Origin of the sequence: Bacillus sp. FSL K6-1284 (genome assembly GCF_038002625.1) — a bacterium.
Classification (GTDB): domain Bacteria; phylum Bacillota; class Bacilli; order Bacillales; family Bacillaceae; genus Bacillus; species Bacillus paralicheniformis.
Map to the genome: position 1 here is coordinate 747,448 of NZ_JBBOCW010000001.1, position 11,076 is coordinate 758,523.

The window sequence follows — 11,076 nt, forward strand, 5'->3', positions numbered from 1 at the left end:
CTATGGTGAATCGATATGTAAGAGTACTGCTTTGTTTTGCTTCTCTTTTACTGCTTGCATCGTGCCAGTCGCAGGAACAGCAGGAAAAGGAAAAGAACATTCATCCGCTGACAGGATTGAAGGCGGACGGAGATATTCGGCAGCGGCCCATTGCCGTTGTGGTGAACAATCATTCAAAAGCACGGCCGCAGTCGGGATTAAGCAAGGCTGACATTGTCATTGAAGCTCTCAGTGAAGGACCGATCACACGATTGTTGGCGATCTATCAAAGCGACATGCCTGAAGCGGTTGGCCCAGTCCGCAGCGCCCGGGAGTATTTCATTGATTTGGCTCTCGGTTTTGACAGCCTCTTGGTGCATCACGGCTGGAGTCCGGGTGCAAAAAGCCGCCTGTTGAACGGCGACGCCGATCATATCAATGGGATGGATTACGACGGCAGCCTGTTTTGGAGGGCCGATTTTCGGGAAGCGCCGCATAATTCGTACACGTCATATAAAAATGTAAAGCAAGCAGCAGATGACAAAGGATATGCCATCGAAACCCGCACAGAACCGCTCACTTTTAAAGCAAGCCCTGACAAACCTTCGGATGCGCTTTATTCTATACGGTTAGATTACGGAACAAAATCCGTTACAAACCGTGTCGAATATGGTTATGATAAAAAGGTTGAAGGCTATGTGAGAAAGTCAGACGGTATTTTGACAACAGACCTTGAAACAGAAGAACCGGTTGTTCTTCAAAACATTCTAATAGCGGAAGCCGAACATCATATGAAAGATGCGTACGGGAGAAGGGATATTGACCTTCGTTCAGGCGGAAAAGGACTCCTTTTGCAAAACGGGGAAGTCCATCGGATCAGCTGGAAGAACGAAAACGGCCGGATCATACCGAAGACGGACGGCAAGACCGTTCCGTTTGTGCCGGGAAAAACGTGGATCAATATCGTTCCCGATCTCAGCAAGGTTTCTATTAGCAAAGGAGAAGGTGTGTAAAGATGCAGATCGATAAATTGCGCGGGAGAGAGCTGGACCAGCTTTTTCAATCCATACTATCACTAAAAGATCTCGAAGAATGCTATCGTTTTTTCGATGATTTATGCACAATAAATGAAATTCAGTCATTGGCTCAGCGGCTCGAAGTAGCCAGAATGCTGCGCGACGGTAACACGTATCACAAAATTGAGACGGAAACCGGAGCGAGCACCGCGACCATTTCCAGGGTGAAACGCTGCCTGAACTACGGAAATGACGCTTATATCATGGCGCTGGACCGCGTCAAAGCAAATCAATCTGAATCATCTTCATGATGTCATGAAACCGCCTGGCTCAGGGTACTGAGCATCGGCGGTTTTTTTGTGCTTTCTGCACGTTTATCGTTTATTCGTTATCCGTTTTTCGAAAGGGGCTGAATTTGTTATAATATTTAAATGGTAAGAACGAATGGAGGAGCTTTTTTCATGTACGATATTACCGAGTGGAAGCATGTCTTTAAACTCGATCCGAATAAAGATATTACGGATGATCAGCTTGAACAGCTGTGCGAATCTGGAACAGACGCGGTTTTGATCGGCGGAAGCGATCATGTCACAGAAGATGATGTCCTTCGGCTGATGTCAAAAGTGCGCCGCTTTTTAGTGCCGTGCGTCCTGGAAGTGTCGACGATTGACGCGATCGTCCCGGGATTTGATCTCTATTTTATTCCGACTGTGCTCAACAGCAGAGATACCGACTGGATTGCCGGCTTACATAAAAAGGCGATGAAAGAATACGGCGAGCTGATGTCACCTGATGAGATTGTTGTTGAAGGGTACTGTATTTTGAATCAGGACTGCAAGGCTGCCGCTTTAACAAACGCAGATACCGAGCTTGACATTGAGGATATTAAAGCATACGCCCGCGTGGCAGAACATCTTTTCCGCCTTCCGGTCTTTTATCTTGAATACAGCGGCATGCTGGGGGATTCGGAGATCGTTAAGGAAACAAAAGCGGTGCTTCAGGAAACGACGCTGTTTTACGGCGGCGGCATCAAAGATGCGGAGACGGCGGTAAAAATGGCTGAGCACGCCGATGTGATCGTCGTCGGAAACGCGATTTATGAGAATTTCGAAGATGCGCTGCAAACGGTAAAGGCCGTAAAAGGATGAGCACAACGAACCGGATTGGTTTATAATAGAACATATGTTTGAATAGGCGGTGAACGGAATTGAATTACATTAGCGACCAATTATTAAGCGGATTAAACAAGATGCAGCAGGAAGCGGTCAAAACGACGGACGGTCCGCTTTTGATCATGGCCGGAGCAGGAAGCGGAAAGACGCGGGTATTGACGCACCGCATTGCGTATTTAATGGCGGAGAAGCGCGTTGCCCCGTGGAACATTTTGGCGATTACATTTACGAACAAAGCGGCCAGAGAAATGAAAGAACGTGTGGAACGCATTCTCGGACCGGGAGCGGACGACATCTGGATTTCGACGTTCCACAGCATGTGTGTGAGAATTTTGCGGAGAGACATCGACAGAATCGGCATCAACCGGAATTTCTCGATTCTTGATACGTCAGATCAGCTTTCCGTCATTAAAGGAATCTTAAAGGAAAGAAACATCGATCCGAAAAAATTCGATCCCAGAAGCATACTCGGATCGATCAGCAGTGCGAAAAACGAATTGATCGACCCGGAAGAGTACGAGAAAACAGCCGGCGGTTTTTTTGAACAAGTCGTCAGCGATGTCTACAAAGATTATCAGAAAAAACTGCGGAAAAACCAGTCGCTCGATTTTGACGATCTGATCATGACGACGATCATCCTGTTTGACCGGGTGCCGGAAGTGCTCGAATACTACCAGCGGAAATTCCAATACATTCATGTCGATGAGTATCAGGATACGAACAGGGCGCAGTATTTGCTCGTCAAAAAAATGGCGCAGCGCTTCGAAAACATCTGCGTCGTCGGGGACTCCGACCAGTCGATCTACAGATGGCGCGGCGCGGACATTGCCAACATTCTGTCGTTTGAAAAAGACTATCCGAATGCAAGCGTCATTCTACTCGAACAAAACTACAGGTCGACAAAGCGGATATTGAACGCGGCCAATGAAGTGATTCAGAACAACTCCAACAGAAAGCCGAAAAACCTCTGGACCGAAAATGACGAAGGAGCGAAAATCTCCTACTTCAGAGGCGACAACGAATTTGGCGAAGGCCAATTTGTCGCGGGCAAAATCAGGGAGCTCGTCGGCTCGGGAAAACGATCTTTCTCTGATATCGCGATTTTGTACCGGACGAACGCTCAATCGCGTGTCATCGAGGAAACGCTGATGAAAGCGAACATCAACTACAACATTGTCGGCGGCACGAAGTTCTATGACAGGAAAGAGATCAAAGACATCCTTGCGTATTTGCGCCTCGTCGCAAATCCTGACGACGATATCAGCTTTGCGCGGATCGTAAACGTGCCGAAGCGCGGCGTTGGTGCGACTTCAGTCGATAAAATTGCGGCTTATGCCGATATGAACGGAATGTCTTTATTTGAAGCGCTCGGACAGGTTGACTTTATCGGCCTCAGCGCAAGAGCGGCGAACGCGCTTGACGAGTTCAGACAGACGATCGAAAACCTGACGAACATGCAGGAATACTTATCTGTCACAGAGCTTACGGAAGAAATTCTTGAAAAAACCGAATACCGCGAAATGCTGAAAGCGGAAAAATCCCTGGAAGCGCAGAGCCGTCTTGAAAATATCGACGAGTTTCTCTCCGTAACGAAAAACTTTGAACAGCAAAGCGAAGATAAATCGCTCGTCGCCTTTTTGACGGATTTGGCCCTTATCGCCGATATCGATCAGCTTGATCAGAAGGAAGAAGAGACCGGAAATCAAGACGCGGTCATCTTGATGACGCTTCATGCCGCAAAAGGACTCGAATTCCCGGTCGTGTTCCTGATGGGGCTTGAAGAAGGGGTATTCCCGCACAGCCGCTCCCTGATGGAGGAAGCGGAGATGGAAGAAGAACGGAGACTCGCATACGTCGGCATCACGAGGGCTGAGGAAGAGCTTTATTTAACTAACGCGCGGATGCGGACATTGTTCGGGAGAACGAATATGAACCCGGAATCAAGGTTCATTGCGGAAATACCGGAAGAATTATTGGACAATCTAAACGAGAAGAAAAAAGATCTGAAAACGCCGTTTGGAAGAAAGCCGGAGCGGAGAGGCCCGGTTACCCGGCCGGCTGCATCGTACAGCAAAACCGGCGGCGACGGTGTCAATTGGGCAGTCGGCGACAAAGCCTCCCATAAAAAGTGGGGCGTCGGAACCGTTGTCAGCGTCAAAGGATCCGGCGAATCGACTGAGCTTGACATCGCCTTCCCGAGCCCGACCGGAGTGAAGCGTCTTCTCGCGGCCTTTGCGCCTATTGAAAAGCAATAAATGGCAAAAGACCTGAAATGAAAGGACGAAACCAATGGAAAAAGAAGCAGCTAAACGCCGTGTGGAACAACTGCATGCATTGATTAACAAATACAACTACGAATATCACACCCTTGACGACCCAAGCGTGCCTGATTCCGAATATGACAAGCTGATGAAGGAACTTATTGCTCTTGAAGAAGAGCACCCCGACCTGAAAACGCCGGACTCTCCTTCTCAGCGCGTCGGCGGAGCCGTTTTGGACGCCTTTCAAAAAGTGCAGCATAAAACGCCGATGCTGAGCCTCGGCAACGCGTTTAATGAAGAAGATCTGCGCGACTTTGACCGCCGCGTCCGCCAGGCGGTCGGAGATGTTGAGTACAACGTCGAATTTAAAATAGACGGTCTTGCTGTTTCACTGCGCTATGAAAACGGCGTATTTGTCAGAGGTGCGACAAGAGGCGACGGAACAACGGGCGAGGATATTACGGAAAATTTGAAGACCATCAGAAACATTCCCCTCCGAATGAAGCGCGATCTTTCAATTGAAGTACGCGGCGAGGCTTTTATGCCGAAGCGCTCCTTTGAATTGCTGAACAAAACGCGGCTCGAACGGGATGAAGAGCCGTTCGCCAACCCGCGGAACGCCGCTGCCGGCTCATTAAGGCAGCTCGATCCGAAAATCGCCGCGAAACGAAATCTCGATATCTTCGTCTACAGTATAGCGGAGCTTGACGAAATGGGCGTTGAAACGCAAAGCCAGGGACTTGATTTCCTCGACGAACTCGGCTTTAAAACCAATCATGAAAGAAAAAAATGCAGCACGATCGAAGAAGTCATTGAGATCGTCGAAGAGCTCAAGACAAAACGCGCCGACCTCCCGTATGAAATCGACGGGATCGTCATTAAAGTCAACTCCCTTGATCAGCAGGAAGAACTCGGCTTTACGGCAAAAAGCCCGCGCTGGGCAATCGCCTACAAGTTTCCTGCCGAAGAGGTTGTCACAACGCTTTTGGACATTGAATTAAGCGTCGGCCGGACGGGTGCAGTAACCCCGACTGCGATTCTCGAACCTGTAAAAGTGGCGGGAACGACCGTCCAAAGAGCCTCTCTCCACAACGAAGATTTGATTAAAGAGAAGGATATCAGACTGCTGGACAAAGTCGTTATTAAAAAAGCAGGAGACATCATTCCCGAGGTTGTCAACGTGCTCGTCGAACAGAGGACGGGAGAAGAGAAAGAATTCAACATGCCGAAGGAATGCCCGGAATGCGGAAGCGAGCTTGTCAGAATTGAAGGAGAAGTCGCGCTTCGCTGCATCAATCCGGAGTGCCCGGCTCAGATCAGGGAAGGCCTGATCCATTTCGTTTCCCGGAACGCGATGAATATAGACGGTCTTGGCGAGCGCGTCATCACCCAGCTGTTCCGCGAAGACCTCGTCCACAATGTCGCCGATCTGTATAAGCTGACGCGCGAGCAGCTGATCAATCTCGAGCGGATGGGGGAAAAATCGACCGACAACTTATTGAAGTCGATTGAAAAATCGAAGGAGAATTCATTGGAACGGCTTCTCTTCGGACTCGGCATCCGCTTCATCGGCGCCAAAGCGGCCAAGACACTGGCGATGCATTTTGAAACGCTTGACAGACTCAAAAAAGCGACAAAAGAAGAATTGGTCGAAGTCGATGAAATCGGCGAGAAGATGGCGGACGCCCTCGTCACTTATTTTGAAAAAGAAGAGATTTTAAAGCTGTTGGACGAGCTTGAAGAACTCGGGGTGAACACCGAGTATAAAGGCCCGAAAAAAGCGGCCGCTGAAGCGAGCGATTCGTATTTTGCGGGAAAAACGATCGTCCTGACCGGGAAGCTCAACGAAATGTCGCGGAACGACGCGAAAGCGGAAATCGAAGCGCTCGGCGGAAAAATCACAGGCAGTGTAAGCAAAAAAACCGATCTCGTCATTGCCGGCGAAGCGGCAGGCAGCAAACTGGCGAAAGCTGAAGAGCTGAACATCGAAGTATGGGATGAAGCAAGACTGATCAGTGAGCTAAAGAAATAAGAGGAGTGTTTTCTATTGAAAAAGATATTATGTTTGGCGGCTGCTGCGGGTATGCTCATGCTCTCAGCCTGTGCGCCGAATTTTGGGGGAGAAGAAGAGCAGGAGATGGTGCAGAAAACGGATAAGTCGAAAGAAAAAGCCATCATTCCGAAATACAACATCTCCGATTCTTATTATAAAATGGTTCTTCCTTTCAAGGCGGGGAAAGCCCGCGGCTTGACGACCGAACGCCTGAATACGCGGCTGGATATCGATGAATTTGAGACAGGCATGATGCGCCTTGCGCAAGATTCATTTTCTACTGACGATTACCTTTTTCAAGAAGGACAATACCTGGATGAGGATACAGTTACGAGCTGGCTCGCCCGCAAAAAAACGGGAGACGACCTGAAAAAAGCGGAGAAAGACGATAAAAACTTCAAAAACCTCGGACTGAACCCCGCCCTTTCCGGGAGCGGGTCAACAGAGAAGCAAAACGAAGAAAGCCCGGTATACCTCGCCCATATGCTTGAGCATGACTACCTCGTCCGCAAAGACAAGGATACGATTGAGCTCGGCGGCGTCGTGATCGGCCTTGCGCTGAACTCTGTCTACTACTACCGCGAAAATGTCGGCGACCCGCAAAAAGAAGTGACCATCAGCGACAAAAAGCTGAGGCAGGAAGGCGAAAAAATCGCCGAGGAAGTGGCGAAACGGATCAGAAACATGGATGATTTGAAAAACATTCCGCTGACCATCATGCTCTACAAGCAGGCGCCTAAGTCATCGATCGTCCCTGGAAACTTTATCGCCAAAACCGATGTGAAATCAGGGACAAGCGAGCTCGGCGGCTGGGATAAAATCAATGAAGAGTACACGTTCTTCCCTTCAACAGAAGGTTCAGAGAAACATCCGGATGACGCGGAGCTCTTCAAACGCTTTAAAAACAAAGTCGATACGTATTTTCCAAACTACACAGGGGTTGTCGGCACGGCTCTCTATAAAGACGACCAAATGCAGGACATGAAAATCAACATCCCGATGCAGTTTTACGGCAAAAGCGAAGTCATCGCCTTTACCCAGTTCTTGACCGGTGAAGTAATGGATTACTACGGCAAAAGCGGACTGAACGTTGAGATCAACATTAATTCGTCAGCCGGGCAGGAAGCCGTTATCCTGAAAAAGCCGGGAGACAAGGAACCGACTGTTCATATTTATGATTCATAAAAAAGAAGCAGCCTTCTCGGCTGCTTCTTTTTGTCACGCGGAAACAGGAATAAGGAGACCTATCATTCATTCACGGTGCGCCAACAAAATATTTTTTTATAGTATTCTGAATAAAATACTATTGCAAAATTAGGATACAACTCTTATAATTGATTATACAGAATATAGTATATTGTTTTGAGGAAGATGAATGATGTGGGAAAAATTTTACTCTAAAAATGGTTTGGCTGCTAAAAATATTGCTAAAGAATTGATGAATATCAAAGCAGGTGAAAAAATTCCCCGCATCTCAGACTACTGTCATAAGTTATCCATCGGCAGGGGGACTGTCCAAAGTGCGCTGAATTTATTGGTTGATATGAAAGCGATTCATTTGGAGGCTAGAGGCCATTTAGGAACGTTTTTGGTAAGTAAGGATAACAATTTATTACTTGAGATTGCAGGTATTGCACCATTAATCGGCTCAATGCCACTTCCGTATTCAAGGAAATATGAAGGGCTGGCAACAGGGATTGTGGAAGGGTTTGAATCAACCGGAAAAACAGTTAACTTGATCTATATGCGTGGCGGAGTGAATCGAATTGAAGCAGTCCGAACAAAAAGAAGTGATTTTGCAATTGTTTCTAAGATGACGGCAGATCATATCATAGCAGAATATCCAAATTTGAAAATTTTTAAGAAATTCGGGGAAAGCAGTTATGTATCTTCCCATAAAATCTTCTTAGCTCATCCAGATGAGGAAATAGGTAAGGATGTCGTAAGAGTAGGTGTTGATTTGGAGTCCCTGGATCAGAAACAATTAACATTGGCTGAATTTGAAAATAAAAATGCAGAGTTTGTCAATGTGAATTATATGCAGCTTTTCGATATGCTTCTTTCAAAACAAATTGATGCAGCAGTTTGGAATGCCGATGACAAAAGAATGATTCAAACGTTTAAAGCAATCGATTTTTTTTCACCGAAAGCCAAGAAAATTTCCAAGGATACAACTGAAGCCGTTATTGTTATTGAAGGAGACAGAGAAAAAGAAATAGCAGAAAAGTGGCATTTGGTTAATGAGAAACAAATATTAGACACTCAAAAAAGTGTAGAAAAAGGAGAGAAAATACCGCGCTACTAAAATGCCGGCCCATCCGACTTGTCATTCAATACATGAGGCGATGGGTCAGCATTTGAAATTTAAAATACTAAATACAGTATATTGGAGGGACTGTCGTGAACCAAATACAGCTGGAAGAAAAGTTGTCTATTTTACTAACGAGTCGAGTGATTACAAAAAATGCTTTCAACACAACTTTGAACACATTTGTTTTCTTATCAAAAAAGCTGAAAAAGGAGGTGATCAAAGACTCTGAAATGTTTTGGACGCACATGGCGATGGCTTTAACTAGAATTGAGAGGGGAGAAAGCGAAGAAAGTCCTGCAATTGCCATCATCAATGAAGTGTACGAAACACCATATAAAAATGCTATAGAAGAAGTGATAGATTTTATACATTCATTGGCAGGTTTAGAACTTCCAGAAGGTGAGCGTGTCTATTTTTATCTTCATCTTCATAAAGTCATAGAATCTAATGAATAGGAGGGTTTTATTATGGTGAGAATCGTAATAGGCGGACAGTTGAAAAAACAAGCGATTGAAAAACTTGTTAAAGAAATTGGGGGAAGCAATGTAGAAGTTTTGGTTAAAGGTGATTTGGACGCTGTTATGGCTGTGAAAAACAATAAGGTAGATTATTATATTGGCGCCTGTGAAACAGGATCCGGTGGTGCGCTTGCAATGGCAATCGCATTATTAGGTAAAGATAAATGCGTCACCTTGGCTTCGCCAAGTACCATAAAAAACAAGGAAGAGATCGAGAAGGAAGTAGAAAGCGGCAAAATTGCCTTTGGTTTTACAGCTTCGTCTTCACAAAATATATTAAACATTTTAATTCCTTATTTATTAAAATAAATGAACTTTTTTCTTTATATTTTGTTACACCGGCTTCAACTGTATACATTTTTTTCAATTAAAGAAAGCGCTTTCCTGGATGATTTAAGAAGCACGGATGACATGATGTACAGAAGATGAGAAAAATCATAGAGGTGAATAATGAATGGACCTTTCTTTAATTCAATGTCTTGTCATAGCGGCTGTTGGTGCATTAGGTTCTATACTAGTAAATCGCGGAGTAGCAGTGTTTAATGATGGTTTGCGACCGATTATGCCTGAATACCTTGAGGGGAGAATGACAAGAGGGGAGCTTGCTGCAACAAGTTTTGCATTAAGTTTTGGCTTAATCATAGGGTTTGGTATTCCGCTTTCAATAGGAGCAACAATCATTATTGGACACAGCATTTTATTGGCGTGTGACATTATTGGCATTTGGACTCCGGAAAACAAAATAGGCATGGTAACTGCAGGGGTTATTGGAGCCGTTTATAGTATTGGAATCGTTTTAGGACTGCAATTTGTAGTAGATTTATTTGGCATGTTTCCCGTAAATTTTATAGATTCTTTAAGTCTTATTGGTCAGCCTATTATTATTGCATTTACAGTATTTCCAGCTGTAGCGGTTGGATATCAGCACGGTTTAAAAAAAGCCGCCGTCACTGCAATCGTCACTTTGGCTTCTTATCTCTTATTCGAGAAGTTTGGAACATTTCAAGCTGCAGGATATAAAATTTCGCTCAGTCCTGAAGGAATGGCTTTATTAGCAGGAATGTTAATGATGATTTATTATGCTGCGAGAATTAGAGGCGGAGATGAATCTACTAATGCAAATTTAGTGAATATATTTAATGAGCGTGTAAATCGAATTAAAAAAAACCGCTGGTTATTAGCTCTTATGGGAGGACTTGTTTCTTTAACATCATCCATGCTGATTTTAGCAGTGGATGCAATGCCTCAAGCATTGATTAATAAAGAGCTTTACACAGAGGCGGCAATCGCTACATTTGCACGTGGAATTGGCTTCATCCCTTTAGTTTTTTCAACTGCGATCGTAACAGGAGTTTATGGTTTAGCTGGTACCACTTTGGTATTTGCAATCGGTCTTATTTTCAGGGATATACCGATTTTAGCATTTCTGTTGGGCTTTTTAGTCATGTATTTAGAGGTCGTATCATTATCCGCAGTATCAAAAAGTATGGACAAACTGCCTGGTGTAAGGGAGATGGGGGAGCATATTCGCACTTCGCTGTCAGATGTTCTAGGAATGGCTATATTAATTGGCAGTGCGATGGCAGGGGAAAAAATTGCTCCCGGTATTGGCTTCTTCTGGGTGATTGGATTTTATTTAATAAACCGAATTGCATCAAAACCACTTGTTGAATTGGCTGTCGGCCCTATTGCAGTTATATTGTTGGGGATTGTTGCCAATCTTCTCTATGCAGTCGGTTTATGGCAGGTTGGCTAAATCATCGAAA

The 11,076-nt window shown here is 45.4% G+C and carries 10 protein-coding genes; all 10 read left to right on the forward strand.

Annotation, left to right across the window (positions count from 1 at the left end):
* The first annotated feature begins 5 nt into the window (after positions 1-5).
* The 10 genes from MHB72_RS03740 (at position 6) to MHB72_RS03785 (ending at position 11,066) form a co-directional block, all read left to right on the forward strand.
* A complete protein-coding gene (locus tag MHB72_RS03740) occupies positions 6-992 on the forward strand; it encodes a DUF3048 domain-containing protein (protein ID WP_230631828.1) in 987 nt (328 codons plus the stop codon).
* A 2-nt stretch (positions 993-994) separates the two neighbouring features.
* Entirely contained in the window at positions 995-1,306 is a 312-nt protein-coding gene (locus MHB72_RS03745; protein ID WP_003179568.1) for a YerC/YecD family TrpR-related protein, read from the forward strand.
* A gap of 150 nt (positions 1,307-1,456) precedes the next feature.
* A complete protein-coding gene (locus MHB72_RS03750; protein WP_105979214.1) occupies positions 1,457-2,143 on the forward strand; it encodes a heptaprenylglyceryl phosphate synthase in 687 nt (228 codons plus the stop codon).
* Between the two features lie 59 nt (positions 2,144-2,202).
* The gene (pcrA, locus tag MHB72_RS03755; RefSeq protein ID WP_025810325.1) at positions 2,203-4,422 is read left to right on the forward strand and encodes a DNA helicase PcrA; all 2,220 of its coding nucleotides are present in this window, start codon (positions 2,203-2,205) and stop codon (positions 4,420-4,422) included.
* A 34-nt stretch (positions 4,423-4,456) separates the two neighbouring features.
* Positions 4,457-6,460, forward strand: coding sequence for an NAD-dependent DNA ligase LigA (gene ligA, locus MHB72_RS03760; RefSeq protein WP_023855597.1), 2,004 nt, complete (start codon positions 4,457-4,459; stop codon positions 6,458-6,460).
* A 15-nt stretch (positions 6,461-6,475) separates the two neighbouring features.
* Entirely contained in the window at positions 6,476-7,666 is a 1,191-nt protein-coding gene (locus tag MHB72_RS03765) for a CamS family sex pheromone protein (RefSeq protein ID WP_023855598.1), read from the forward strand.
* 193 nt (positions 7,667-7,859) lie between these two features.
* Entirely contained in the window at positions 7,860-8,786 is a 927-nt protein-coding gene (gene yhfZ / locus MHB72_RS03770) for a GntR family transcriptional regulator YhfZ (protein ID WP_020450455.1), read from the forward strand.
* Positions 8,787-8,881: 95 nt separating this feature from the next.
* A complete protein-coding gene (locus tag MHB72_RS03775; RefSeq protein WP_020450456.1) occupies positions 8,882-9,247 on the forward strand; it encodes a PRD domain-containing protein in 366 nt (121 codons plus the stop codon).
* A 12-nt stretch (positions 9,248-9,259) separates the two neighbouring features.
* A complete protein-coding gene (locus tag MHB72_RS03780) occupies positions 9,260-9,619 on the forward strand; it encodes a DUF2620 domain-containing protein (protein ID WP_020450457.1) in 360 nt (119 codons plus the stop codon).
* Between the two features lie 145 nt (positions 9,620-9,764).
* Entirely contained in the window at positions 9,765-11,066 is a 1,302-nt protein-coding gene (locus MHB72_RS03785) for a YhfT family protein (RefSeq protein ID WP_025810329.1), read from the forward strand.
* The last annotated feature ends 10 nt before the right edge of the window (positions 11,067-11,076 follow it).

What these genes read in the sequence shown, in the direction of transcription:
- MHB72_RS03750 (WP_105979214.1), top strand. Translation starts at nt 1,457, where the DNA reads ATGTACGATATTACCGAGTGGAAGCATGTCTTTAAACTCGATCCGAAT.
- MHB72_RS03785 (WP_025810329.1), top strand. Translation starts at nt 9,765, where the DNA reads ATGGACCTTTCTTTAATTCAATGTCTTGTCATAGCGGCTGTTGGTGCA.
- ligA (WP_023855597.1), top strand. Translation starts at nt 4,457, where the DNA reads ATGGAAAAAGAAGCAGCTAAACGCCGTGTGGAACAACTGCATGCATTG.
- MHB72_RS03780 (WP_020450457.1), top strand. Translation starts at nt 9,260, where the DNA reads ATGGTGAGAATCGTAATAGGCGGACAGTTGAAAAAACAAGCGATTGAA.
- yhfZ (WP_020450455.1), top strand. Translation starts at nt 7,860, where the DNA reads ATGTGGGAAAAATTTTACTCTAAAAATGGTTTGGCTGCTAAAAATATT.
- MHB72_RS03745 (WP_003179568.1), top strand. Translation starts at nt 995, where the DNA reads ATGCAGATCGATAAATTGCGCGGGAGAGAGCTGGACCAGCTTTTTCAA.